The sequence below is a fragment of the Frankia alni ACN14a genome, from assembly GCF_000058485.1.
Taxonomy (GTDB): Bacteria; Actinomycetota; Actinomycetes; order Frankiales; family Frankiaceae; genus Frankia; species Frankia alni.
Genome location: NC_008278.1, coordinates 1089510 through 1114213, shown reverse-complemented (window position 1 = coordinate 1114213; position 24704 = coordinate 1089510). Strand labels below are relative to the sequence as shown.

At 73.6% G+C, this 24704-nt stretch carries 19 protein-coding genes; 3 read left to right on the top strand and 16 right to left on the bottom strand.

The features are described 5' to 3' along the window. Positions 1-3: 3 nt before the first annotated feature. From nuoH to FRAAL_RS04440, 9 genes are all read right to left on the bottom strand, one after another. Positions 4-1353, bottom strand: a complete 1350-nt coding sequence (gene nuoH, locus FRAAL_RS04480) for an NADH-quinone oxidoreductase subunit NuoH (RefSeq protein WP_011602266.1) — start codon at positions 1351-1353, stop codon at positions 4-6. Further along, positions 1350-4070, bottom strand: a complete 2721-nt coding sequence (locus FRAAL_RS04475) for an NADH-quinone oxidoreductase subunit G (RefSeq protein WP_011602265.1) — start codon at positions 4068-4070, stop codon at positions 1350-1352. The genes nuoH and FRAAL_RS04475 overlap by 4 nt, the downstream gene beginning before the upstream one ends. Before the next feature lie 2 nt (positions 4071-4072). Further along, complete coding sequence (gene nuoF / locus FRAAL_RS04470) at positions 4073-5404, bottom strand: NADH-quinone oxidoreductase subunit NuoF (protein ID WP_011602264.1); 1332 nt, start codon at positions 5402-5404, stop codon at positions 4073-4075. A gap of 3 nt (positions 5405-5407) precedes the next feature. Further along, positions 5408-6178, bottom strand: a complete 771-nt coding sequence (gene nuoE, locus FRAAL_RS04465; protein WP_041938841.1) for an NADH-quinone oxidoreductase subunit NuoE — start codon at positions 6176-6178, stop codon at positions 5408-5410. Then, positions 6178-7590: an NADH-quinone oxidoreductase subunit D gene (locus FRAAL_RS04460; RefSeq protein WP_011602262.1), complete on the bottom strand. Its 1413-nt coding sequence runs from the start codon at positions 7588-7590 to the stop codon at positions 6178-6180. The genes nuoE and FRAAL_RS04460 overlap by 1 nt, the downstream gene beginning before the upstream one ends. 58 nt (positions 7591-7648) lie before the next feature. Continuing rightward, entirely contained in the window at positions 7649-8401 is a 753-nt protein-coding gene (locus FRAAL_RS04455) for an NADH-quinone oxidoreductase subunit C (protein ID WP_011602261.1), read from the bottom strand. After that, complete coding sequence (locus tag FRAAL_RS36005; RefSeq protein WP_041938840.1) at positions 8388-9233, bottom strand: NuoB/complex I 20 kDa subunit family protein; 846 nt, start codon at positions 9231-9233, stop codon at positions 8388-8390. Before FRAAL_RS36005 ends, FRAAL_RS04455 begins: the two co-directional genes overlap by 14 nt. Continuing rightward, a complete protein-coding gene (locus FRAAL_RS04445; RefSeq protein ID WP_041938839.1) occupies positions 9224-9586 on the bottom strand; it encodes an NADH-quinone oxidoreductase subunit A in 363 nt (120 codons plus the stop codon). The genes FRAAL_RS36005 and FRAAL_RS04445 overlap by 10 nt, the downstream gene beginning before the upstream one ends. Positions 9587-10011: 425 nt before the next feature. Beyond that, positions 10012-11316, bottom strand: coding sequence for a geranylgeranyl reductase family protein (locus FRAAL_RS04440; RefSeq protein WP_173402676.1), 1305 nt, complete (start codon positions 11314-11316; stop codon positions 10012-10014). 741 nt (positions 11317-12057) lie between these two features. Between FRAAL_RS04440 and FRAAL_RS04435 the strand changes: the two genes are divergently transcribed. Then, positions 12058-12774, top strand: a complete 717-nt coding sequence (locus tag FRAAL_RS04435) for a dienelactone hydrolase family protein (RefSeq protein WP_011602256.1) — start codon at positions 12058-12060, stop codon at positions 12772-12774. A 254-nt stretch (positions 12775-13028) separates the two neighbouring features. Here the strand turns inward: FRAAL_RS04435 and FRAAL_RS04430 are convergent, their stop codons facing one another. The 6 genes from FRAAL_RS04430 to FRAAL_RS34595 form a co-directional block, all read right to left on the bottom strand. Continuing rightward, on the bottom strand, positions 13029-13907 hold the full coding sequence (locus FRAAL_RS04430) for a demethylmenaquinone methyltransferase (RefSeq protein WP_011602255.1): 879 nt from the start codon (positions 13905-13907) through the stop codon (positions 13029-13031). 61 nt (positions 13908-13968) lie between these two features. Then, complete coding sequence (add, locus tag FRAAL_RS04425; protein ID WP_011602254.1) at positions 13969-15177, bottom strand: adenosine deaminase; 1209 nt, start codon at positions 15175-15177, stop codon at positions 13969-13971. A gap of 100 nt (positions 15178-15277) precedes the next feature. Beyond that, positions 15278-16711, bottom strand: coding sequence for a cupredoxin domain-containing protein (locus FRAAL_RS04420; RefSeq protein WP_011602253.1), 1434 nt, complete (start codon positions 16709-16711; stop codon positions 15278-15280). Between the two features lie 302 nt (positions 16712-17013). Next, entirely contained in the window at positions 17014-18219 is a 1206-nt protein-coding gene (gene mqnC / locus FRAAL_RS04415; RefSeq protein ID WP_050997010.1) for a cyclic dehypoxanthinyl futalosine synthase, read from the bottom strand. Between the two features lie 97 nt (positions 18220-18316). Beyond that, positions 18317-18745: a hypothetical protein gene (locus FRAAL_RS04410; RefSeq protein ID WP_011602251.1), complete on the bottom strand. Its 429-nt coding sequence runs from the start codon at positions 18743-18745 to the stop codon at positions 18317-18319. A gap of 72 nt (positions 18746-18817) precedes the next feature. Next, a complete protein-coding gene (locus FRAAL_RS34595) occupies positions 18818-21013 on the bottom strand; it encodes a serine/threonine-protein kinase (protein WP_011602250.1) in 2196 nt (731 codons plus the stop codon). A 529-nt stretch (positions 21014-21542) separates the two neighbouring features. Between FRAAL_RS34595 and FRAAL_RS04400 the strand changes: the two genes are divergently transcribed. Together FRAAL_RS04400 and FRAAL_RS04395 are read left to right on the top strand one after the other, a co-directional pair. Further along, positions 21543-22508 carry an NAD(P)/FAD-dependent oxidoreductase gene (locus FRAAL_RS04400; RefSeq protein WP_173402723.1) on the top strand — a complete coding sequence of 322 codons (966 nt, stop codon included), beginning with the start codon at positions 21543-21545 and terminating at the stop codon, positions 22506-22508. 39 nt (positions 22509-22547) lie between these two features. After that, complete coding sequence (locus FRAAL_RS04395) at positions 22548-23012, top strand: sirohydrochlorin chelatase (RefSeq protein WP_011602248.1); 465 nt, start codon at positions 22548-22550, stop codon at positions 23010-23012. Between the two features lie 60 nt (positions 23013-23072). On the opposite strand, the gene cobA is transcribed toward FRAAL_RS04395, so the two are convergent. Then, entirely contained in the window at positions 23073-24638 is a 1566-nt protein-coding gene (gene cobA, locus FRAAL_RS04390) for a uroporphyrinogen-III C-methyltransferase (protein WP_011602247.1), read from the bottom strand. Positions 24639-24704: the final 66 nt, after the last annotated feature.

The following is a 24704-nucleotide window of genomic DNA, read 5'->3' as shown; positions in this document are numbered from 1 at the left end:
GACTCAGCTCTCCTGACGCGGAGGAGGATCCGCGGGAATGACGGTGGACGACCCGTTGGCCGAGGTACCCGCAGGCACCGCCGGGCGGTGGTGCGCGCCGCCCGGTGGCGGGGGCGGCCACGGGATGCTTTCGAGGCTCGGAGCCTCGGCGAGCTTGCGGCGCTCGGCCTCCTCCAGCTCCCGCTGGTGCTTCGCGCCGCCGGGATCGAGCAGCGCGACGATCAGCATGATGCCGATGACCACCCCGGCGCCGATCAGCCAGGGCGTGCGGTCGTCGACGTCCTTCTGGTAGACGCGGAAGGTCGCGATGACCAGGACCCACAGCAGGCCGACCGGGATCAGCACCTTCCAGCCGAACGCCATGAACTGGTCGTAGCGCAGCCGGGGCAGCGTCCCGCGCAGCCAGATGAAGAAGAACAGGAACAGCAGCAGCTTCAGGACGAACCAGATCAACGGCACCCAGCCGTGGTCCAGGCCGGACAGGCCCGGGATGGGCGGCGGCTGCCAGCCGCCGAGGAACAGCGTGGTCGCGATCGCGGAGACGGTGACCATGTTGATGTACTCGGCGAGGAAGAAGAAGGCGAACTTGATCGAGCTGTACTCGGTGTGGAAGCCGCCGACCAGCTCGCCCTCGGCCTCGGGCAGGTCGAAGGGGGTCCGGTTCGTCTCCCCGACCATCGAGATGCAGTACAGGACGAACGACGGCACCAGCGCGATGTACCAGCGCCCCGACTGGCTCTCCACGATCCCGGACGTCGACAGCGTGCCCGCGTAGATGAACACCGCGACGAACGACAGGCCCATCGCCACCTCGTAGGAGATGATCTGGGCCGCCGAGCGCAGGGAGCCGAGCAGCGGGTAGGTCGACCCGCTCGACCAGCCGGACAGGATCAGCCCGTACACCCCGAGCGAGGCCGCGGCGAGCATGTAGAGGACGCTGACGGGCAGGTCGGCGAGCTGGAGCGTGGTGCGCTCACCGAAGATCGAGACCTCCGGGCCGAACGGGATGACGGCGAAGGCGAGGAACGCCGGGACCGCCGAGAGGATCGGCGCCAGGATGAAGATCGGCTTGTCGGCAAGGGCCGGGATCAGGTCTTCCTTGAGCATCAGCTTGGCGCCGTCGGCGAGGCTCTGCAGCCAGCCCTTCGGGCCGTGGCGGTTCGGCCCGACCCGCTGCTGCATCTTCGCGACGACCTTGCGCTCGAACACGATCGAGAACAACGTCATCAGCAGCAGGAAGGCGAAGACCGCCACGCCCTTGAGCAGGATCAGCCAGAACGGGTCGTCGCCGAAGCCGGAGAGGTCCGGGTCGACCGGGGCGGCGAGCACGAGCGTGGAGGCGGTGACGCTCATGGCCGGCCCCCCGCGGGCTCGTCGCCGACCCGGCGCGGCGCCGGGGCGACCGCGTCCACGGTCCTGGGCAGCACCGGCGGCGCGGCCGGACCCCCGGGCGGGGGCGACGTCGGCGGTGCAGCCGTTCCCGGCGGTCCGGCCGCGGGTGGCCGGGAGCCGGCGGGCGACGTCTCGACCGTCACGGCGGTGTCGCGGGCGGCGGTGAGCTCGGCCCCCAGCGCCGTGCCGCGGCGCTGGTCGACGCCGAACGTGTCGGTGCCGGCGGGCCGGGCGGTGCCGCCGGCCGCGATCCGGACGACGACGCCGGCGCGGGCGGCCAGCGAGCGGCGCACGTGCGAGCCCGGCGAGTGGGTGGGCACCCAGACGACGCGGTCGGGCATGGCGGCCGGCTCGTAGGGCAGGGTGACCGACCCCCGGCCGCTGCGCACCGTCACCAGCTCCCCGGCGGCCACTCCGATCTCGGCGGCGGTCGCCGCGGACAGGCGGACGCGGGCGGGCCGGGCGGTGCCGGCGAGGTACGGCTCGTCGACGAGCAGGGCGCCGTCGTCGACGAGCTGGTGCCAGGTGGCGAGCACCGCCTCGCCCGGTCCGGGGACGCTCGCGGCCTCGGCGGGATCGGCCGGCGCGGGCACCCGGGGGACGCCGCTGCCGGCGCGGCCGACGTCGCGCAGCTCGCGGGCGGCGGCGCCGGTGTCGGGCAGGCGCAGGTCGATGCCCATCTCGGCGGCGAGCAGGTGGAGCACGCGCACGTCGGGCAGCGCCGGGGTGTCCAGCGCCCGCTGGAACGGCCGCAGTCGGCCTTCCCAGTCGACGAACGAGCCGGCCTTCTCCGCCACCGGCGCGACCGGCAGCACCACGTCGGCGACCTCGGCGATGGCCGAGCGCCGCACCTCCAGCGACACGCAGAACGGCACGCGGGCCAGCGCGGCCAGCGCGGCGGCGGGGTCGGGCAGGTCCTCGGCGTCCACCCCGGCGACGAGGATCCCGTCGAGGCGACCGGCGGCGGCCGCGGCGAGGATGCCGTCGGTGTCGCGGCCGGGCGCGCCGAGCAGCCGGCCGCCCCAGAATGCCTCGACCTCGGCGCGGGCGGCGGGGTCGGCGACCGGGCGGCCGCCGGGCAGCAGCGAGGGCAGCAGCCCGGCGGAGACGGCGCCGCGGTCCCCGGCGCGGCGCGGCACCCAGGCGAGCGCGGCGCCGGTGGCCTCGGCGAGGCGCAGGACGGCGGACAGCGTCCCGGGGATCTCACCGGCCCGCTCGCCGACGAGGATGACCGCGCCGGGCTCCCGCACGGCGCGGGCCGTCGCGGCCAGCGGGGAGGTGCCGCCCACCCCGAGGCCGGCGTCGGCGAGCGCGTCGAGGACGGCCGGCTCCGCGCCGGGCTCGGTGGTGACCAGCGTCCCGGCGAGCTTGGCCAGCCCGCGGGTGACCAGCGGCGCGAGCGCGTGCACGGCGGTGGCGTGCTTGTCGGCGGCCTTGCGCAGCCGCAGGAAGACGATCGGCGACTCCTCCTCCGGCTCGAAGGCGACGAGCAGCACCGCCGGCGCCGCCTCCAGGTCGGCGTAGGTCACCCCGATGCCGGTGCCGGCGACCGTGTGGCCGAGGAACTGCTCCTCCTCGGCGGAGTGCGGCCGGGCGCGGAAGTCCACGTCGTTGGTGGCCAGCGCCACCCGGGTGAACTTGGCGTAGGCGTAGGCGTCCTCGCGGGTCAGCCGGCCGCCGGCGAGCACGCCGACGCCGTGCCGGTCACGGCATTCGGCCAGGCCCCGGGCGGCGTACTCGAGCGCCTCGGACCAGGTGGCCTCGACGAGCTGCCCGGTGTCGTCGTCGCGGATCAGCGGCGTGGTCAGCCGGTCGGCGGCGCGGGCGTAGGCGAACGCGAAGCGGCCCTTGTCGCAGTTCCACTCCTCGTTGACCGCCGGGTCGTCGCCGGCGAGGCGGCGCATCACCCTGCCGCGGCGGTGGTCGGTGCGCAGGCTGCATCCCGACGCGCAGTGCTCGCACGCCGTCGGCGTGGAGACCAGGTCGAACGGGCGCGCCCGGAACCGGTAGGCGGCGCTGGTGAGCGCGCCGACCGGGCAGATCTGCACCGTGTTGCCGGAGAAGTAGGAGGAGAACGGCTGGCCGTCGCTGACCGCGACCTGCTCGGCGGCGCCGCGCTCGAACAGCTCGATGAACGGGTCCCCGGCGATCTGCGCGGAGAACCGGGTACAGCGGGCGCACAGCACGCAGCGTTCCCGGTCGAGAAGGATCTCGGTGGAGATCGCCAGCGGCTTCGGGTAGGCCCGCTTGGTCTCCTTGAACCGGGAGACGGCGCCGCCGTTGGCCATCGACTGGTTCTGCAGCGGGCACTCGCCGCCCTTGTCGCAGATCGGGCAGTCGAGCGGGTGGTTGAGCAGCAGGAACTCAATGTTGCCGGCCTGGGCCTTGCGGGCGACCGGCGAGGTGAGCTGGGTCTTCACGACCATGTCGGCGGTGACGGTCGTCGTGCAGGAGGCAACCGGCTTGCGCTGGCCCTCCACCTCGACGATGCACTGCCGGCAGGCGCCGACGGGGTCGAGCAGCGGATGGTCGCAGAACCGCGGGATCTCGATGCCGAGCAGCTCCGCCGCCCGGATGATCAGCGTGCCCTTGGGGACGCTGACCGGCAGCCCGTCGACGGTCAGGGTGACGAGATCCGGGGCGGCCGGCGCGGCCGGCTGGGATGGGGCGACGGTCATGATCAGTGCGCTCCCGCGTAGGCGCCCGGGGTGGGGGCGGGCGCGCCGTTGCCGGCCGCGTCGCCGCCCGGGGTGGGATCCGGCTTCGAGGTCACCGCGCTCACCGGGATGAACTCGTCCCGGAAGTACTTGATCCCCGACACGATCGGGGAGGTGGCCCCGTCGGCCAGCGCGCAGAACGCCCGGCCGAAGATGTTGTCGCAGGCGTCGACGAGGGTGTCGACGTCGGAGGCGTCGCCCTGGCCCCGCTCCAGCCGGGACAGGATCTTCACCATCCAGCTCGTGCCCTCGCGGCACGGGGTGCACTTGCCGCACGACTCGTGGGCGTAGAACTGGGTGAGCCGGCGGACGACCCGGAGCATGTCGGTCGTCTCATCCATAATCATCAAAGCTGCGGTGCCCAGCAGCGAGCCGGCCTCCTGCATGCCCTCGAAGTCGAGCGGGGCGTCGAGGTGCTCCGCGGTGAGCATCGGGGTGGACGACCCGCCCGGCGTCCACGCCTTCAGCGCGCGCCCCCCGCGCACCCCGCCGGCCAGCTCCAGCAGCTCGCGCAGGGTGGTGCCCATCGGGACCTCGTACTGGCCGGGCCGGGTGACGTGGCCGGACAGGCTGAAGATCTTCGGGCCCGGGGCGCGTTCCCGGCCCATCGTGCGGAACCAGTCGACCCCGTAGTTGACGATGTACGGCACGGTCGCGATCGTCTCGACGTTGTTGACGACGGTGGGGGACGCGTACAGCCCGTGCGTCGCCGGGAACGGCGGGCGCAGCCGCGGCTGGCCGCGCCGGCCCTCCAGCGAGTCGAGCAGGGCCGTCTCCTCGCCGCAGATGTAGGCGCCGGCGCCGGAGTGGACGACGAGGTCGAGGTCGAAGCCGCTGCCGAGGATGTCGCGGCCGAGGTAGCCGGCGGCGTACGCCTCGGCGACCGCGGCGCGCAGCCGGCGGCCGGCGTGGATCAGCTCGCCGCGCAGGTAGATGAACGCCCGGTTGGCCCGCACCGCGTAGGCGGCGATGATGATGCCCTCGACGAGCGAGTGCGGGTCGGCCTTCATCAACGGGGCGTCCTTGCAGGTGCCGGGCTCGCCCTCGTCGGCGTTGATGACGAGGTAGTGCGGCTTGCCGTCGCCCTGCGGGATGAAGCCCCACTTCATCCCGGTGGGGAAGCCGGCGCCGCCGCGCCCGCGAAGCCCCGAGTCCTTGATGAGCTTGATCAGGTCGTCGGGGTCACCGGCCAGCGCCGTGCGCAGCGCGACGTAGCCGTCGAGCCGGCGGTAGGTCTCGATCGTCCACGACTCCGGGGTGTTCCAGCGCCGGGTGAGGACCGGGGTGACAGGCATCGATCAGTTCCCCTTCCGCTCGGAGGATGCCGGAGCCGGAACCGGAACCGGAGCCGCGGCCGGGGCCGCGGGGCCGGTGCCCTGGCCCGCGACGGGCGGCGTGGCGGCCACCAGCGGCGCGGGGGCCTGGTCGGCCCGCCAGCCGGCGGCCTCGGCGAGCAGCAGGCCGGCGACCGACGGCTCGCCGACGCCCGGTCCCGCGACGCCGGCCGGGCGCTCGTCGGCGAACCCGGCGAGCTGGCGGGACGTCTCGGCGAACGAGCACAGCGGACCGCCACGGGTCGGCGCCGGGCGCTCCCCGGCCTGCAGGCCCTCGACGATCGCCACCGCCGAGTCCGGGTCGACCTGGTCGTAGAACTCGTAGTTCACCGTCATCACCGGCGCGTAGTCGCAGGCGGCGAGGCACTCGGCGTGTTCGAGGGTGATCGAACCGTCCGGGGTCGTCTCGTCGTGGCCGACGCCGAGGCGCTCGGCGACCCGGGCGAAGACCTCGTCCCCACCGAGCAGCGCGCAGGACAGGTTCGTGCAGACCGAGACGAGGTAGTCGCCGACGGGCCGGCGCTTGTACATCGTGTAGAAGGTCGCGACCGCGCCGACCTCGGCCTGGGTGATGCCGAGCGTGTCCGCGCAGAAGGTCACCCCCTCGGTCGTCACGCTGCCCTGCTCCGCCTGCACCAGGTGCAGCAGCGGCAGCAGCGCCGAGCGGGAGCGGCCGGCCGGGTAGCGAGCGATGATCTCGGCCGCGGCGGCGTGGGTCTCGGGCGAGAAGGCCATCACCGATCAACTCCCCCGAGCACCGGGTCCACCGAGGCGACCCCGACGATCACGTCCGCCACCTGGCCGCCCTCGGTCAGCGCCGGGACGGCCTGCAGGTTGACGAAGCTGGGGTCGCGGACGTGGACGCGGAACGGTCTCGTCCCGCCGTCGCTGACGACGTGGTAGCCGAGCTCGCCGCGGGGCGACTCGATCTGCGTGTAGACCTGGCCGGGCGGCACCCGGAAGCCCTCGGTGACGAGCTTGAAGTGGTGGATGAGGGCCTCCATCGAGGTCCCCATGATGTTCCTGATGTGGGCCAGCGAGTTGCCCATCCCGTCCGCGCCGATCGACAGCTGCGCCGGCCAGGCGATCTTCTTGTCGGCGACCATGACCGGCCCCGGCCGCAGCCGGTCCAGGCACTGCTCGATGATCTTCAGGGACTCGCCCATCTCCTCCAGCCGCACCAGGTAGCGGGCGAAGGAGTCCGCCTCCAGGGCGGTCGGCACGTCGAACTCGTAGGTCTCGTAGCCGCAGTAGGGCATGGTCTTGCGCAGGTCCCAGGGCAGGCCCGCGGCCCGCAGCACCGGCCCGGTGACGCCCAGCGCGATGCAGCCGGCGGCGTCGAGGACGTTGACGTCGACCATCCGCGCCTTCCAGATCGGCTGGCCGGTCAGCAGCCGGTGGTACTCGCGGATCCGCTTGGGCATGTCGGCGAGGAACTCCCGGATGGCCCGCTCCGTGCCGTCCGGGAGATCCTGGGCCAGGCCGCCGGGGCGGATGAAGGCGTGGTTCATCCGCAGCCCGGTGATGAGCTCCAGCAGGTCGAGAACCTTCTCCCGCTCCCGGAACCCGAAGATCATCGCAGTGGTGGCGCCGAGCTCCATCCCGCCGGTGGCCAGCCACACCAGGTGCGAGGCGATCCGTTGCAGCTCCATCACCAGCACCCGGATGACGGTCGCCCGCTCGGGGATGTCGTCGGTGATGCCGAGCAGCTTCTCCACCGACAGGCAGTAGGCCGCCTCGTTGTACAGCGGGGACAGGTAGTCCGCACGGGTGAGGAAGGTGACCGCCTGGGTCCAGGTCCGGTACTCGCAGCTCTTCTCGATCCCGGTGTGCAGGTAGCCGATGACGAGGCGGGTCTCGGTGACCGTCTCGCCGTCGATCTCCAGCACGAGGCGCAGCACGCCGTGGGTGGAGGGGTGCTGCGGCCCCATGTTGACGACGATGCGCTCGGCGTCCTGCTCGCCGGCGCCGAGGATCTCCTCCCAGTCGCCGCCGGTGACGGTGTAGACGCGGCCGGAGGCGGACTCGGTGAAGCCGGCCTCGTAGGCCGAGGACCCGTCGCCGGGCTGGGCGGCGCCGTCGGTGGACTGGCCGGTGGACGTGTGGGGCGCGGTGGATGTGTGCGGGGTCGACGTGCTGGGCGTCATAGCGAACCTCGGATGTCGCCTCGGGGATGCAGGCGGCCGGTCAGGGCCTGGTGCGGGATCACGAGTAGCTCCGGCGCTCGTCCGGTGGTGGGACCGTGGCGCCCTTGTAGTCGACCGGGATGCCGCCCAGCGGGTAGTCCTTGCGCTGCGGGTGCCCGATCCAGTCGTCCGGCATCATGATCCGGGTCAGCCCGGGGTGGCCGGTGTAGATGATGCCGAACAGGTCGTAGGCCTCCCGCTCGTGCCAGTCCGCGGTGGGCCACACCGAGGTCAGGCTCGGCAGCGTGGGGTCGGCGTCGGCGACGGAGACCTCCAGGCGCAGCCGGCGGCGGTGGGTCATCGAGGTCAGGTGGACCACCGAGTGCAGTCGGCGGCCGGTGACGTCGTCCGGATAGTCCACTCCGGACAGCGACGACAGCAGCTCGAAGCGCAGCCCCGGGTCGTCGCGCAGGGTCTGGGCCAGCGCCGGCAGACCCTCCCGGCGCACGTGCAGGGTCAGCTCGCCGCGGTCGACGACGGCCCGCTCGACGGCGTCGCCGAGCTGCGGGAAGACGCGTTCGAGGGTGTCGTAGACCGCGTCGGCGTCGGCGTCGCCGAACGGCCGCTCGCTGGCGGCCAGCACCGGGGCCGGGGCGACGAGGCGACCGAACCCGGAGGTGTCGCCGGTGCCGCCGGCACCGAACGCGTCGTGGCGCCGACCCGGCCGCAGACCGTCGCCGCCGCCCACGCCGTTGCCGCCGCCCACCAGCTCGCCGGCGCCGTTCGCCGCGGCCCCGCTCTCGTCGAGGGCGCCGGCGTCAGGGGGTGTCATGGGTCGCTCCCGGGGCGGCGTCGCTGTCGGCCGTGTCGGCTGCGTCGGCGATGTCGGCGGTAGTCGGACCGGGACCGTGGGCCCGCGACTCGTCGAGGGGCTTGGCGTCGACGGGGATTCCCTTGGCCCGCCCGAACACCGACGGCGGGGCTATCGCGGCCGGCCGGCGGGTGTCGAGGACGGGTTCGACGGCGCCGCGGCCCGTCGGGACCGGCGCGCCGGCCGGGATCCGGAAACGCTTGCGGTCGTTGACGGACAGCGTCCGGGTGTCGAGCTCACCCGCGGGCAGCCCGGCGCGGGCGGTGGCCACGTCGATCGGCTTGGGGTAGGGCGACGAACCGGACTCGGTGTGCGCGGTCCTGCCGGTGACCGGCCCGGCGAGGATCTTCTCGTGCAGCTTGATGATGGCGTCCATCAGCATCTCCGGCCGCGGCGGGCAGCCGGGCAGGTACATGTCGACCGGGACGATGTGGTCGACGCCCTGCACGATGGCGTAGTTGTTGAACATGCCGCCGCTGCTGGCGCAGACGCCCATCGACAGCACCCACTTGGGCTCGGGCATCTGGTCGTAGATCTGCCGCAGCACCGGCGCCATCTTCTGACTCACCCGGCCGGCGACGATCATCAGGTCGGCCTGGCGGGGGCTGGCCCGGAAGACCTCCATGCCGAACCGGGACAGGTCGTAGCGGCCGGCGCCGGTGGACATCATCTCGATCGCGCAGCAGGCCAGCCCGAAGGTCGCCGGCCACAGCGACGACCGCCGCGACCAGTTGGCGAGCTTCTCGACGCTGGCGAGGAGCACGCCACCGGGCAGCTTCTCCTCTAGTCCCATTCCAGACCTCCACGACGCCACTCGTAGGCGTATGCGACGAAGATCGTCGCCATGAACAGCGCCATCGCACCGAGGCCGAACACCTTGAGGCTGTCGAAGGCGACCGCCCACGGGAACAGGAAGATGATCTCGATGTCGAAGACGATGAAAAGCATCGCGGTGTTGTAGTACTTCACCGGGAAGCGTTGCGGTCCGGCCGGGGCCGGAGAGGGTTCGATCCCGCACTCGTAGGCGTCGATCTTCGCGCGGTTGAACCGGCGCGGGCCGATGAGCGCGCCCGCCGCGACGGAACCGACCGCGAACAGGGTCGCGATCGCCAGCAGAACGAGGATCGGCACGTAGTTCGAGAGCATGCCGAACTCCTCCCCTTCGAAAGAGTGTTGCCGGACGTTATAAGGAATGGCTTTCCGGTGAACGGATCGCAAACGGTCCGCACTCGGTGTTCGTCACGCTTCTGGCCATGTGCCCGCGGCGCCGACAGCGCGGCGCCCACAGGGATTCCCGTGCCAGATCCCCTGGCCCGGTGGTACTTCGCCGCCTCGCCGGCCGCTCCGACCGGTTCCCCCCAGGACCTGTGACCCGAGAACCTCCGACGACGGGCTGGTCCCACAGTCCTGTCCGCGGAGAAAGCGGAGAAAGCGGTCCGAACACGCTTCGGCGACCTGCCGCACTCCGGTGCGCAACCGGTCCACCGGCACCGACACCGAAGCGCGCGACATAGCGCAATTCCGTCGATCCGGCCCGCGCCGCACGCCACCGGATCGACCCGGATAACACGTCAGGCCGCGGGAGCGAGCCGGGTCATGGCATTGATCAGTCGGTCCATCGCATCCCCTCCCCGGGGGTCGGTGAGATTCGCCATGATCTTCAGGACAAAACGCATGAGGGTCGGCCGCGGCAGCCCGTACTTCGTGCCGAGCGCCATGATGGTCGGATTCCCGATGAGCTGGACGAAGTACCGCCCGAGCGTGTAATACCCGCCGTACTGGGCGCGGATCATCGCCGGATAGTGACCGAGGGCGCGTTCCCGGGCGGGCCCCTCGGCGCGGGCGAGCGCCTGCACGGCGACCTCGGCCGCGTACCGGCCGGACTCCAGCGCGTAGGCGATGCCCTCGCCGTTGAACGGGTTGACCATGCCGCCGGAGTCGCCGACGAGCAGCACCCCGTCGCGGTAGTGCGGGGTGCGGTTGAAGCCCATCGGCAGGGCGCTGCCGCGCACCGGGCCGATCGCATTGTCCTCGGTGAAGCCCCACTCCGGCGGCAGCGCCGCGAGCCAGCGACGCAACAGATCGGTGTAGTTGGTGTTCTGGAAGGCGTCGGTGGTGTTCAGCAGGCCGAGACCGACGTTGCTGGTGCCGTCGCCGACGCCGAAGATCCAGCCGTAGCCGGGCAGCAGCCGGCTCTCGCGCGGGCGGCCCTCCCACAGCTCGAGGTGGGACTCGAGGTGGTCGTCGTGGGTCAGGGGGCTGCGGTAGTACCGGCGGACGGCGACGCCGAGCGGCCGGTCCTCCCGGCGGCGGATGCCGAGCGCCAGCGCGATCCGGGCACTGTTGCCGTCCGCGGCGATGACCAGCGGCGCACGGTAGGTCACCGGCTCCCGGTCGGGCCCGGTGCGCGCCAGGACCCCGACGACCCGGCCGGTGCGCTCGTCGAGCAGCGGCCCGGTCACGGCCGTGCCCTCCTGCAGCCGGGCGCCGGCCTTCACCGCGTGCCTGGCGAGCAGGTCGTCGAAGTCCAGCCGGGGGCGCACGAGGCCGTAGTCGGGCCAGCTCGCCAGGTCCGGCCAGGGCAGCTCCATCCGCACGCCGCCGCCGACGATGCGCAGCCCCTTGTTGCGGGCCCAGCCGGCGGCGGGCGAGGTGTCGATGCCCATCTCGACGAGGCTGCGCACGGCGCGCGGGGTCAGCCCGTCGCCGCAGACCTTCTCCCGCGGGAAGGTCGTCTTCTCGACCAACAGGACGTCGAGCCCGGTGCTGGCGAGGTGGTAGGCGGCCGACGAACCACCGGGGCCGGCGCCGACCACGATGACGTCGGCGTCGGTTGTCGACCCGCCGCCCACGCCGTCAGTCCTTGTCGTCGCCATGGCCACCCATTGCTCCGGATCTGCTCGACCACCCGTCCCGGGAGTACTCCCGGCCGGGACCCTCCGCTTGAGTGCTCGTGAAATTCTTCACGAGCGTCCTCGGCGAGTGTAGGCCCTACGCAGGCCAATCGCACCAACCAGGATGCGCTGAAGACCGGACGAGTCGACTTCGCGCACCCAATGACCACTGTGAGCGACCGTTTCCCGCTCCCGGCCCGCATGGAGCCGTCGCGGCGTCCTGGCGCAACTTCTAGATAGGCGTATAATCCCGACCTCTCTCCTCTCAGGACCGCTGGTCGCGAGCGGGGCACGCCCTCCGGCCTCTCCGGCGCGTCACGCTTCGCAACTCACCCACTACGTGCAGCCGACGGCCAGAAACGGCCCATGGCACCTTCTCCCCACGGGGTGGGATCACCGCCTGTGCGGGGTAGTCACCCGCTGGCCGCCCGAAACGCGGCGCTCGTCCGCGGGCGCCGGATGCGTCGCGGCGGTGCCGTCGGGACCGTACGGGGCACGTCCGGACCAGGCGGCGCCGCCCGAACGGGCGGTCTCGACCGGCCCAGGCGGGTGACGTCCGGCCGGAAGGGACCACCCTGACCTGGCAGCCACGACATTCTGCCCCGACCCGATCCGCCCCTCTGTCCACCCGACCGCCAGCCGCCTCGCCCACGCCGTGTCATCTAACCCCGAGTAGCGCAAAGTAGCCCAAACTGCCGCAATGGTTCCGAATCGAGAGAGCCGATGACCGAAGAGACCGTCGTCCTCCCCACCGCCGACGGACCTGCCCCGGCGATGCTCGCCGAACCCGACGGTCCCGTGCGCGGCGGCGTCGTCGTCCTGCATGAGGCGTTCGGCCTCACCGAGCACGTGCAGGGACTCTGTGCCCGCTTCGCCCGCACCGGGTGGCGGGCGATCGCGCCCGACCTGTTCCACCGCGTCGGCTCGCCGGTGTTCGACTACGACGACATCGCCTCGGCGGTGAAGGTGGTCGAGGACCTCGACGGCACGGACCTGCTCGACGACGTCGACGCCGCCCTCGCCGTCCTCGCCGAGGAGGGGACGGCATTGGACCGCTGCGCCGTCGTCGGCTTCTGCCTCGGCGGGAACATCGCCTTCCAGGCCGCGGTCGCCCGCCCGTTCGGTGCCGCGGTCACGTTCTACGGCGGCGGGATCCGCACCCGGCGCTTCGGCGAGCCGAGCCTGCTGGAGATCGCCGGGCGGCTGCAGGCACCGTGGCTCGGCCTGTACGGCGACCAGGATCCGAGCATCCCCGTCGAGGACGTCGAGGCGCTGCGGGCCGCGGCGGCCGAGGCTCCCGTGCCCACCGAGATCATCCGCTATTCCGAGGCCGGGCACGGCTTCCACAACGACGCCCGCCCCGCGTCCCACCATCCGACATCCGCCCGCGACGCCTGGTCGCGCACCCTGACCTGGTTCGACTCCCACCTGCCCGGCTGACCCCGCCTCCGGCGCGGCGCGCAACTGCGGGGCCGAAGTGCGGTGCGGCCGAAGTGCGGTGCGGAATGCACGCTCTGACGCCGAGAACCGTGCTGAACGCACCGCAGTCCGGTGTGGCACTGCGGGCGGGTCGGAGGTGTGGTCAGGTCGAGGGCATGGTCAGTCGGGGCGTGGTCAGTCGGGGGCGTGGTCAGTCGGGGGCGTGGTCAGTCGGGGGCGTGGTCAGTCGGGGGCGTGGTCAGTCGGGGGCGTGGTCAGTCGGGGGCGTGGCCGCGGTGGAGGGCGACGACGCCGCCGGTGAGGTTGCGCCAGGTGACGCGGGACCAGCCGGCCTCGCGCAGCAGGTCGGCGAGCTCGGCCTGGGCCGGCCACGCCCGGATCGACTCGGCCAGGTAGACGTAGGAGTCCGGGCTGCTGCTGACCGTGCGGGCGACCTTCGGCAACGCCCGCATCAGGTACTCCAGGTAGACGGTCCGCCAGGGGCCCCACACCGGGCGGGAGAACTCGCAGACGACGAGCGAGCCGCCGGGCCGGGTGACCCGGCGCAGCTCGGTAAGGCAGCGCACGGTGTCGGCCACGTTGCGCAGCCCGAACGAGATCGTCGTGCGGTCGAACGCGGCGTCGGGGAACGGCAGGTGCAGCCCGTCCCCGCCAGCCAGCACCACCCGTCCCACACCCGAGTCCGCCGCCCCCAGATCCGCGGCGCCCGGGTCCGCGGCGCCCGGGTCCGCGGCGCCCGGGTCCGCGGCGCCTGAACCCGCGGCAACCGAACCTGCTGCAACCGAACCCGGGGCGCCCGAGGCCGGGGCTCCGGTGGCCGAGAAGGTCGGGCTGGCGGGCAGCGGCTTCTCGGCGAGACGACGCTGGCCGGCGCGCAGCATGCCCAGGGAGAAGTCGCAGGCGACGACGTCCGCGCCGGCCTCGGCGAAGGCCCGCGAGGACGTGGCCGTGCCGGCGGCGAGGTCGAGGACCCGCAGGCCCGGGCGCAGATCGAGGAAGGCGGCGGTGGCGCGCCGCCAGGTCCGGTCGAGGCCGCCGGAGAGCACGGCGTTGGTCAGGTCGTAGCGCCCGGCCACCCCGTCGAACATCGCCGCGACCTCCTGCGGTCGCTTGTCCAGCCCGGCCCTACCCACAGCGCCCCCTCCCGTCGTCGACCCCGATCCACGCCGCACCGATCCGAACCCTCCGCTCCGCTCAGCCACCGGCCGGTCCACCGGCCGCGAGGCCCCTGGCCGTCGGTCCCGCCGCCGCGCCTCCCCCGGCCGCAGATCCCCCGCCCGCAGACCTACCGGCGGTGGACCCGCCGTCGAGCAGCTCGGCGTCGAAGCGGGCGAGGGCCGCCGGGGCCGCGGCGCGGGCCGCCTGCTCGGCGGCGTCCCAGTCGGTGGCCGCACCGAGGCGGCGCAGCCGGTCGCGGGTCGCCTCGTCGCACAGCGCCCCGGCGACGCCGGCCGCGTACAGGTCACGGGCCCGGGCGCCGAGCCCGGCGGCGACGGCGTACTCGGTGCCGAGGTCGGTGCCGAACATCGCCGGGTCGTCGGTGGCCAGTGAACAGGCCACGCCGGCCGCGTGCAACGCGGCAAGCGGATGGTCGCCCAGGCGGACCACCGAGCGGGTGCGCAGGTTCGACACGGGGCAGACGTCCAGCACGGTCCCCGTGTCGACCAGGCGGCGCAGCAGCGCCGGGTCCTCGATCGCGCGGATGCCGTGGCGGATCCGCCGGGCGCCAAGCGCGTCGAGCGCGCCCTGGATCGACGCCGGGCCGTCGGTCTCCCCCGCATGCGGCACCGCGGCGAGCCCGGCGTCCGCGGCCAGGGCGAACGCGGGCGCGAACGGCTCCGGCGGATGGCCGATCTCGGGACCGCCGAGCCCGAGGCCGACGACGCCCCGCTCGGCGAAGCGCGCCGCCCAGCGGGCCACCTCGGTCGCCGCCTCGACGGGCAGCACCCGGTCGATGTCCGGGGTCAGCCGCACCTCGACACCGAACCGCTCCCGGGCCTCGATCGCCCCGTCGGCGTAGCCGTGGAAGATCTCCTCGACCCGGACACCGCGCTGCACGCGGAACCACGGCGAGAAGATGCCCTCCACGTAGACGGCGCCGTGCGCGGCCGCCTCGGCGGCGTAGTCGACGACGACCTGGCGGAAGTCGGCCTCGGTCCGCATCACGTGCGTCGTCATGACCCAGACCTGGATGAAGTGGTTGAAGTCGCGGAACCGGTACAACTCCGCGAGGCCCTCGACCGTCCGCGACGGCAGCGCCTCCTCGTTACGCCGCGCCATCTCCAGCAGCGTCGCCGGCCGGACCGTCCCCTCCAGATGGACATGCAGCTCGATCTTCGGCCCGCTCGGCGACGATCCCCCCGGCGGTCCGACCACGGCCGAGGACCCGGCAAGCTCGCTCATCAGGACAATCTATGGCGTCCGCGCCCGCGGGGCGACGAGGCCTCAGCTCACGCCCGCCACCGGCCCGCCCGGCGCGGCGGAGGCCGGCGACGGCGGACCGTCACCCAGAGCGGTCGTCGACCAACGCGGCGAGATCGAGAGCATCGGGGCCGTCGTCTCCCCTGTGCCACGCGCCCGAGATCACGGTATCGAGCGCGGGATCGGCGTTGCGGTTGAAGTAGAAGCCGACCGGGATGCCGGAGGCGTTCACCACCCGCAGGACATACCGCCGCCCGGGCGTCACGGTGACCGGCCCCAGCGCACCCCCGGACGTCCCGTTGTTGGTCGTGTCGACCTGGGCCGAGGCCACCACTCGGGTGTCGTCGAGGATCTGGACGTTCAGCGGGCCGAAGCTGGTGCCATCCGGGCCGCAGGTCGCGGTGAGGCCGGGATCGCAGCCGGCGATGACACCGGCCCAGGTGACGGTGGAGGAGGCGGCGACGAACTGCTGCGTGACGTAGCCGCCCGCGCGCACCACGATGCTCAGGGCGCCGCGTGCTCTGTCCCCGTTGACGTCGTAGGACACATGCCGGTCCGAAGGCGGCTGCGCGCCGGCGGTCCCGGTGGTGCCGGCGGTCGGGGATGCCGGCGTCGCGGCGGATGATGGCGCGGCCCGCTCCTCGTCGGCGGTGAGCACCGCGCCCCCCGGCTTCCGGTACAGCCATCCGTGTTCGAAGTCCTGCCGCAGGCCGTCCTGGAAACTGTGAACCGGGCTGGTCGGGAAGCCATAGGGGCCGGACGGACCACCGAGTTGCTCGTACCGGGGCCAGATGGGGTCGCTTACCCAGTAGCAGCGGCCCGAGCCTCTGCGCAGCACCACCTGCGCGCCCTTGTCGGCGGTCGCTCCCGCGCCCAGGTCAATCCGTAGACCACCGGGTATCCGGCTCGGTGCCCCGCGTGGATAACCGGCGGTGGGAAACGTCTCGCCCCCGTTGACCGCCTCGTTGATGCACTTCACGGCGTCGGCGTCGAGGACGTAGGCCCGGTCCGGGGACACCGCCGCAATCGTGGCGATGCCCCGGGGGCTTTGGAAGCTCTGACTCACCCCGTCACCCCAGCGGCCCGCCAGGCCCTTCCCGCAGCCGAGCGCGGCCTGGCCGCCGGCCGCGCGGAACGCGGCGGTGAACGCCTTCTCGTAGTCCGGCTGCCCGGCCCCGGGAGGAATGCAGACGCCCGGTTCGGCCGCCGGCACCGATCCACCCGGCGGTGTGGGGGCCTCGGCACCACCGAAAAAAGTACGCGCGCCGAGATAGATTCCGAAAAGCATTCCGGCGACGGTCAACACCGCGATGGCGTCGGACAGGGCGGCGCGCCGCCGTCCACCGGCCCAGACGACGACGGCGACAATGACGACGGCCGCAGCGACCATCCAGAACGGCGAATCGAACGCGGCTGCGACGACCACCGTACCGCCGACAACCAGGCCGATGGCCAGCGTCCACCCGTGCGTGTTCAGCCACGCCCGCACCCGCGCCCACCACGCCGGCAGCGGCACCGCTAGCCGCCCGCCGGCCGGCGGCCGACCTCACGACGGGCGAGTACGGGTAGCGCAAACGATCCGCCTTTGACGGACAGCGCATACGACGAAAGTACCGGCAGCCCACGGTGCGCCATCTTCATACCCCCGAGACGCGCGCCGTCCCTTATCACGGAAAGCCGCGTACGACGGCGCGTTCACTTGGGAAAGAGTAGCCGGGAAGGACCGCTCTCAGGATGGATTGGGCTTTTGACCGGCGTGTCCACAAACCGACATCGCGCCGTCCGTCCGGCCGATGCCCGTCAGGTGGTCGATGCCCGTCAGGTGGTCGAGACGAGGGGGAGTGCGGTGGAGGAGAAGTGGGAGGCGACGCGGTCGTCGGTCGGGTCCTGGGCCGGGTCGCGGTGGACGACGAGGTGACGGTAGAGGGTGTCGCGCTGCGCGGGGATGCGGCCGGCCGTGCGGATCAGGCTGATCAGTTCGGAACGGTTGGTCCGGTGGCGGGCGCCCGCCGAGGAGACGACGTTCTCCTCCAACATCACCGAGCCGAGGTCGTCGGCGCCCATGTGCAGGGTGAGCTGGCCGACCTCCTTGCCGGTCGTCAGCCACGAGCCCTGCAGGTGGGCGATGTTGTCGAAGAACAGCCGGGCGACGGCGACGAGGCGCAGGTACTCCAGCGTCGTGGCCTGGGTCCGCCCGCCGAGGTGGTTGTTCTCCGGCTGGTAGGTCCACGGGATGAACGAGCGGAAACCGCCGGTGCGGTCCTGCACGTCCCGGATCATCTTCAGGTGCTCGATGCGCTCGGCGTTCGTCTCGCCGGTGCCCATCATGAAGGTCGCGGTCGATTCGAGGCCGAGGGTGTGCGCGGTCTCCATCACCGACAGCCAGACGTGACCGGGCTCCTTGAGCGGGGCGATGGCGTGCCGGGGGCGCTCGGTGAGGATCTCCGCGCCGGCGCCGGCGAAGCTGTCCAGGCCCGCGTCGCGCAGCCGGGTGATGACCTCGGGGAACGTCAGGCCGGACGTGCGGGCGATGTGCACGACCTCGCTGGCGCCCAACGAGTGCAGGGCGAGCTGCGGGTAGGCCGCCTTGATCGCGCCGAACACCTGCTCGTACCACTCGATGCCGAAGTCGGGGTTGTGGCCGCCCTGGAGCATGATCTGGGTGGCCCCGAGCTCGACGGCCTCACCGCACTTGGTGACGAGGTCGTCGACGTCGCGGACCCAGCCCTCGGCGTGCTTCGGCGCCCGGTAGAACGCGCAGAACCGGCAGGCCGTCACGCAGATGTTCGTGTAGTTGATGTTTCGGTCGATGATGTAGGTGGCGATGCCGTCGGGATAGCGGCGGCGACGCACCGTGTCCGCCGCCGTGCCGAGCGCGTGCAGCGGCGCTCGGGTGTAGAGAAGCAGCGCCTCCTCGGGCGAGATGCGGCCGCCCTCGGCGGCCCGGTCCAGGATCGACCGGATCTCGTCGGCGCCGTCGCCCCGACCCACCGCAGTCCCGCCGTCGGCATCCACAAGGCTCATGGCGCGATGGTACGACCTGGGTCCCGGTGTCGGACCGGCGTTCAGGCCGGCACCGGGACGGTCAGGGCGGGGCGGTCGAGGTGAGACGACCGGACGATCAGTAGCCGGAACGACCGCCCGTGTCGGCCGGACCGGTACCCGGGGGGACGTCCGCGTCGTAGCCGCTGGGCGACCGCTCACCGTAACCGGCATCAGCACCACTGGACGGCCGCTCACCGTAGCCGGATCCGGAGCCGCCGGAGCCGGAGCCGCCGGAGCCGGACGGCCGCTCGACGTAGCCGCGCTCCGCGCCGTAGCCGCCCGGGTGGCTCGGGGTCGAGCCGGTGGTCGGGCCGCCGGCGGTCGGGGGGCTACCGGGGGCGTCGTGTTGACCAGGACCGTGCGTGCGGTGGGTGAACTTCTGCTGCACCTGCTTGATCTTGGCTCGGTTCTCGGGCTTGTTGGCCGCGGCCTTGGCCTTGTCGACCATTTCTCGCGTCTTCGGGCTGTGCAGGAATTCGTTGATCTTGCTTGAGATGCTCGCCATGAGGTCGGTGTACCTATCCGGCGGTGGTTTTACGCCTGCCGGGCAGCGGTTCCGAGATCCGTCACCCCGGAGTCACCCCGGACCGCCCGAGGAACCGCCGAAGGTGTCCTTTGCCTGGTTCCACAGACTGTCCACCTGGTCGCCCACGCCGTTCCTGACCGAGGTGGCCACCTTGTCCCACAGCCGGCTGCGCTGCTCGTCGACCATGGACGCGATCTGGTCGGCCGCGGAGAGCAGGAGCAGGACGACCAGAACGAACACGATCGTCCGCTTGAAAGGGATCCGCAGCCGGAACCGTCGGCGCGGGCGGCGCGGCGCCGGGAGTCCCTGGGGTTCCGGCGCCCGCTCCCGGGGACGCTCGGCGACCGGGCGTGGCGCCGGTTGCGGGCGCGCAGCATCGCCGCGGTCGGCCGCCCGCCGCCCCTCGGCGCGCCGCCCCTCGGGACGAGCCGGCGGGTACGGCTGGGCCTGCGGGTATGGCTGGGCCTGCGGGTACGGCTGGGCCTGCGGGTACGGCTGGGCCTGCGGGTACGGCTGGGCCTGCGGGTATGGCTGGGCTCGTTGGTCGAGCCGGGGCCGCTGGTCGGGCCGGGCCTGGGGGTAGGGCTGAGCCTGCGGATACGGCTGTGGCTGCTGCTGAGGCGGCGGGTACGGGCGGTCCGCCTGGCGAGGTGCCGCGGACGGGGACTGTGCGGCAGGCGGATACGGAGCCGCGGGCGAGTACGGAGCCGCAGGCGGGTAGCGCGACGGGGGCGAGCGGCGGTCGTCCGCGGGCGGCACCGGCTCGGCGCGGCGGTCGCGGGCGGCCGCTCCGGGCGCGGCGGGCGGGGCGGAGGGCTGCTCATCCTCGTACTGGACGAATCCGGCGCGCCGCCGCCGGCGCCCCGGCGCCCCCTGCCCGCCGGCACCACCGAAGCCGGCGCCACCGCCGCCGGCGGCATCGAAACCGGCGCCGCCGGCGCGGCCGGCATCCTCGGCGGCTCCGGCGCGGGCACCCGGGGCGCGGTCCTCGACGCCGAGACCGGCCAGGGCCGGCGGCGGCACGGGCGGCCCGGCCGGCGGCGGAAGATCGGCCGGCTCGTCCCACCAGCGTTCCCCCACCGGCGGGGCACCGGCCTCCCGCGAGCCGTGCAGCTCGCCGGCGTCGGCGACGCGGGTTCGCGCCGCCCTGGCCGCGTCGGCGCGTCGGGCGCCGGGCGCGGCGGAGTCGACGTCGGGTCCCCTCGAGCGGTCGGCGGCCGCCGAGTCGTCATAGCGCCTCGTCCGGAAGGCGTCCGCGCCCGCCGCGGCACCCGCGGCCGCGGCTATCCCGGCCGCTCCAACCGCTCCAACCGCGGCGGCGGCGGCGCTGCGGCCCCGCGGCCACGTGTCGTCGAGGACGGCGGTGGCCGCGACCCGGGCGTCCCCGCCGGGCGGCGCCTCCTCCCCGAGCAGGGTCAGCAGCAGACGTTCGGCCGACGGGCGGTCCCGCGGGTCGCGGGCGAGCGCGGCGCGGACGACGGGCTGGAGCTGCGCCGGCACGTCCCGCAGGTCGGGCCGACCCGTCTGGATCTTCTCCGACATCGCCAGGTAGGTGCCCTCTCCGTAGGGGTGGGCGCCGACGGCGGCGTAGGCGATGAGCAGGCCCCAGGCGAAGACGTCGACCGCCGGGCCGATCGGCGAGCCCTCCATCTGCTCGGGGGCCATCCAGCCGACCGAGCCGAGGACGAGGCCGGTCTGGGTCCGTCCCTGCGCCGCGTCGAGCGCCCGGGCGATCCCGAAGTCGATGACCCGGGGGCCGGAGAACGACAGCATGACGTTGCTCGGCTTGAGGTCGCGGTGGACGATGCCGGCCTTGTGGATCGCGGTCAGCGCGCTGGCCACGCCGATCGCCACGCCCTGCAGGGTCGACATCGGCAACGGCCCGGACCGGGCGACGACGTCATCGAGGCGGACGCCGTCGATGTACTCCGTGACCAGGTAGGGGCGGCGAGCGGCGGGGTCGGCGTCGAGGACCTGCGCGGTGCAGAACGGGGCGACCCGGCGTGCCGCGGCGACCTCGTCCCGGAACCGGTCGCGGAACTCGGGGTCGGCGGCCAGCTCCGAGCGGATCACCTTGATCGCGACGGGGGCTCCCGCGGTGTCCCGGGCGAGGTACACCGTGCCCATGCCGCCCGAGCCGAGCCGGCGCAGGACCCGGTAGGCGCCGATCACGGTGGGGTCGTCCGGGTACAGCGCCTCACCCCGGGTGCCGCCCGGCGCGTCCCGGCCCGTCGATCGATCCGCCACCGCTCTCCCGCCCGTGTCCGCTGTAGTCCCCACCGCCGCCCGGTGCGGCCCGGCGACTGCGGGTGCCTGCCGCTGCACGCTAGCCCTCGCCGGACGCGGCGCGGGGAGCGCTGTCCGCCATCCGACGGCCGCGACGGCACTCCGTTCCTCCGGGCACGTCCCGGGATACTGCCTGAACAACCGGTGGGCCCGGCAACGAACCGTGCAACAGAAAGACGATACAAGCGCAACACCACCTCCCATGGGCCGGGACCACAGGAAGGCGTGCCGTCCCGTTCTCCGGCAGGATGAGACGAAGGAACGTCCAGTGGCACCGACCGGGCACTCCTGTCCAACCGGTCGGGCCGCGAGGTGCGGGGAGCTGCCCATGGTCACGCAGTCGGTCGAGGCGAACGACGGCACCGTCGTCCGCCCGGAGGCCGCCGCGGACGGCGACGTCAGTACCAGCGACATCGTCACCGGCGAGGTGGGCACCGGCGAGGTGGGCACCGGCGACGTGGGCACCGGCGACGTCGACACGACTGTGGACATGCTGATCGTCGGCGCCGGCCCCGCAGGGCTCTACGGCGCCTACTACGCGGGGTTCCGGGGCATGTCGGTCGCGCTGATGGACTCGTTGCCCGAGGCGGGCGGCCAGGTCACCGCGATGTACCCGGAGAAGGTCATCTACGACGTGGCCGGCTTCCCGGCCATCCGCGGCCGCGAGCTGGTCGACGCCCTCGTCACCCAGGCGGCCCAGTTCGACCCGACCTACCTGCTCGACCAGCAGGCCGCCGAGCTCGCCCACGAACCGGACGCGGTCGTGGTCACCAGTAGTCAGGGCCACCGGGTCCGCGCCAGGGTGGTCGTGATCACCGGTGGGCTCGGCACGTTCACCCCGCGGCCGCTGCCGACCGGGACCGGCCATCTCGGCCGCGGCCTGGTCTACTTCGTGCCGAAGCTGGACGTCTACGCCGACCAGGACGTCATCGTGGTCGGCGGGGGGGACAGCGCCTTCGACTGGGCACTCGCCCTGGAGCCGATCGCCCGCTCGGTCACGCTGGTGCACCGCCGCGACCGGTTCCGCGCGCACGCGGCGACGATCGAGCGGGTCGAGGCGTCGCGCGTGGAGATCCTCACCTTCTCCGAGGTCGCCGCCATCCACGGCGAGGACCGGATCGAGAAGGTCGAGCTGGTGCAGACCCGCACCGGGGACCGGCACGTCCGCCCGGCGCAGGCCGTGGTCGCCGCGCTCGGCTTCACCGCCGATCTCGGGCCGCTGACCCGCTGGGGGCTCACCATGGCCCGTCGCCACATCGCGGTCGACTCGACGATGTTCACGGGCGTCGACCGTGTCTTCGCGGCCGGGGACATCACCGAGTACCCCGGCAAGGTCCGCCTGATCGCCACCGGTTTCGGCGAGGTCGCGACCGCCGTCAACAACGCCGCTCCGGTCGTCGACCCCGCGGCGAAGGTGTTCCCGGGGCACAGCTCCGGCGACAGCACCGCCTCCTGACCGGCAGCCGCGGTCGGGCATCCGGCGCACACTGGTGCCATGCGCGGTCTTCTGGTTATCGGCCACGGTTCACGACGGGACGAGGCGAACGCCACGGTCCGGGAGTTGGCCCGCCGCCTGGCGACCGAGCCCCGCCAGGACGGCGACGGCTGCGCGGGGCGCCCGCCGACCATGCAGCCGTCGCCGGCCGGGCCGCGGCCGTGGGGGGCCGTCGAGGCGGCGTTCCTCGAGGTCAGTCGGCCCGACATCGGCGAGGGCTATGACACGCTCGCGGACGCGGGCTGCACCGAGATCGTTGTCTACCCGTTCTTCCTCTTCGGCGGCAACCACACCCGCCGCGACCTCCCCGCGGCGCTGGAGGAGGCGCGCGGACGGCACCCGACGACCCGCTGGATCCTCTCCGAGCCCCTCGGCCTGCACACCTGCGTCGTCGAGGCCGTGCGGGCGCGGCTCGACGACACGCTGCGCGCACTCGTCGACGCCGCCGACCACCCCACCGGCTGATCAAGCCCGACGCCCGATGACCGAGGTGTTCCGCGGAACCGCGCCGTGGCGTCGGACGGATCAGGAGGCCGCGGCGGCGCGGCTGGCGGTGACGAAGTCGGCGACGGCGGCGGCGAGCGGGCGCACCCCCGGCTCGGTCGGCACGATGTCCACCCGGATGCCGGCGGCCTCGCAGGCCTCGGCGCTACGCCGGCCCATCGCGGCGACGAGCAGGTCCGGGGGCAGCGGCCCGTACAGCTGGGCGGTACTGCGGGCAGCCGTCGAGGAGGCGAAGGCCGCGACGTCGAAGTCGCCGTGCCGCAGCTCGTCGGCGATCCGCGGATCGGGATCGGCGGTCACGTCGGTCAACAGCGGCACGCGGCGCGGAGTCCAGGGGCCGCCCGCCGGCAGATCGGCCGCGCCGACGACGAGCACCGCCGGCCCCGGGGCCGGCCGGCGGCCCGCCGCTGCCGGCCCGGCACCCGCCGCACGGGCGACCCGGCCGGCGTCGCCCGCGCCCGCGTCGGTCCGGTCGGCCTGGCCGAGCTGGTCGAGTGTGGTGGCGGCCAGGCCCAGCGCGTCGAGGGCGTCGGTGACGTCGGGGCGGGCGGCCACCAGGGTCAGCCCGGCCAGTGCGCGCACGTCGGTGCCCGCCCGGCGCAGCAGGGCGACCACCGCGGCGACCTCGTCCGGGTCGGCGAGCACGAGGCCCGCGGCCCCGGGCAGCGCCGCCAGCAACGCCGCGCCGGCGTCGTCGGGCGGGGCGGGATGGGCCACGACGGTCTCGACCGCGTCCGCGCCGAGCTGCCGCAGCCGGCGGGCCAGCAGGCCGGGGCGAGGCCGGGTGCGGGCGACCAGGACGCGCACGCCGGCGAGCGGCGCCGCACCGACGGCCGGGGCGTCGTTGCGGGCGGCGACCTCGCCGACCACGATCACCGCCGGTGAGCGCACACCCGCGGCAATCGCGTCGATGGCCAGGGCGTCGAGCGTGGTGCGCAGGACCCGCTGGGCCGGGGTGGCGCCCCGCTCGATCACCGCGACCGGGGTGACCTCCGGGCGGCCGCCGGCGAGCAGGGCATCGGCGATGTCCATCAGCCGCGCCACCCCCATGAGGATGACGATCGTCGCCCGGGAGGCGGCCAGTCCCGCCCAGTCGACGGTCGAGTCGGGGTGGCCGGGCGGCAGGTGACCGGAGACGACGGCAAGTTCCTGCGCCAGGTCGCGGTGGGTGACCGGAATGCCGGCCAGCGCCGGCACGGCCAGCGCCGAGGTGATGCCGGGGACGACGGTGCAGGCCACGCCAGCCTCGGCGCAGGCCTGGGCCTCCTCCCCGCCCCGGCCCAGGACGTAGGGATCGCCGCCCTTGAGCCGCACGACCCGGGCGCCGGCCCGGGCCCGGTCGACGAGGACCGCGTTGATCTTCTCCTGGGCCCAGGAGCGGGCGGTCGGGCTCTTGCCGACGTGAATGATCTCCGCGTCGGGCGGCGCGGCGTCGAGCAGGACGGCCGCGGCGAGCCGGTCGACCACGACCACGTCGGCGGTCGCAAGCAGCTCACGACCACGCACGGTCAACAGCCCGGGATCACCCGGCCCAGCCCCGACCAGCCAGACCTCACCCGCGATTTGCCCGTCCGTCACGGCGTGCACCGTACCTGTTCGTCCTCGTCCGGCGAGCGCTCACGCGGGCGGCGCCACATCCCGGCCGGGTCAGCG

Coding starts and splice junctions, on each gene's coding strand:
- FRAAL_RS04410 (WP_011602251.1), bottom strand. CDS start 18,745: ATGGCGAGCATCTCAAGCAAGATCAACGAATTCCTGCACAGCCCGAAG.
- FRAAL_RS04435 (WP_011602256.1), top strand. CDS start 12,058: ATGACCGAAGAGACCGTCGTCCTCCCCACCGCCGACGGACCTGCCCCG.
- FRAAL_RS04445 (WP_041938839.1), bottom strand. CDS start 9,586: ATGCTCTCGAACTACGTGCCGATCCTCGTTCTGCTGGCGATCGCGACC.
- FRAAL_RS04400 (WP_173402723.1), top strand. CDS start 21,543: ATGCTGATCGTCGGCGCCGGCCCCGCAGGGCTCTACGGCGCCTACTAC.
- add (WP_011602254.1), bottom strand. CDS start 15,177: ATGAGCGAGCTTGCCGGGTCCTCGGCCGTGGTCGGACCGCCGGGGGGA.
- FRAAL_RS36005 (WP_041938840.1), bottom strand. CDS start 9,233: ATGGGACTAGAGGAGAAGCTGCCCGGTGGCGTGCTCCTCGCCAGCGTC.
- FRAAL_RS04395 (WP_011602248.1), top strand. CDS start 22,548: ATGCGCGGTCTTCTGGTTATCGGCCACGGTTCACGACGGGACGAGGCG.
- FRAAL_RS04475 (WP_011602265.1), bottom strand. CDS start 4,070: ATGACCGTCGCCCCATCCCAGCCGGCCGCGCCGGCCGCCCCGGATCTC.
- nuoH (WP_011602266.1), bottom strand. CDS start 1,353: ATGAGCGTCACCGCCTCCACGCTCGTGCTCGCCGCCCCGGTCGACCCG.
- nuoF (WP_011602264.1), bottom strand. CDS start 5,404: ATGCCTGTCACCCCGGTCCTCACCCGGCGCTGGAACACCCCGGAGTCG.
- FRAAL_RS04460 (WP_011602262.1), bottom strand. CDS start 7,590: ATGACGCCCAGCACGTCGACCCCGCACACATCCACCGCGCCCCACACG.
- FRAAL_RS04440 (WP_173402676.1), bottom strand. CDS start 11,316: ATGGCGACGACAAGGACTGACGGCGTGGGCGGCGGGTCGACAACCGAC.
- nuoE (WP_041938841.1), bottom strand. CDS start 6,178: ATGGCCTTCTCGCCCGAGACCCACGCCGCCGCGGCCGAGATCATCGCT.
- mqnC (WP_050997010.1), bottom strand. CDS start 18,219: ATGAGCCTTGTGGATGCCGACGGCGGGACTGCGGTGGGTCGGGGCGAC.
- FRAAL_RS04455 (WP_011602261.1), bottom strand. CDS start 8,401: ATGACACCCCCTGACGCCGGCGCCCTCGACGAGAGCGGGGCCGCGGCG.